This is a genomic window from Polaribacter sp. 2305UL8-11, assembly GCF_058147165.1.
The window spans coordinates 1-235 of the sequence record NZ_JBYVJW010000119.1 but is presented as its reverse complement, the minus strand read 5'-3'; the positions used below and the strand labels follow the sequence as shown (position 1 = coordinate 235).

General features: G+C 40.4%; 1 protein-coding gene. It reads right to left on the bottom strand.

Annotation, left to right across the window (positions count from 1 at the left end; all coding sequences use genetic code 11):
- The coding region (locus ACY2RW_RS16410; protein WP_490123794.1) for a Y-family DNA polymerase at positions 1-235 on the bottom strand (235 nt) is incomplete at both ends.

Sequence of the window (235 nt, the reverse complement as noted above, 5' to 3'; positions counted from 1 at the left end):
AATACCTGCAGAGGCTCGGAAACCTGTATAATTGTAAATTTTTTGACGGATTCCTCTAGCAATGTCATTTGCAGACGGGTCTCCCTTTTTGTTTTCGGTAACATCTAGATAGGCTTCATCGAAAGAGAGTGGTTCAACCAAATCTGTGTATTCGTAAAAAATTGCGCCGATTGGAGCAGAAAGTTCGTTGTAACGGGCAAAATCTGAGTTGACAAAAATGAAATGTGGGCATGTT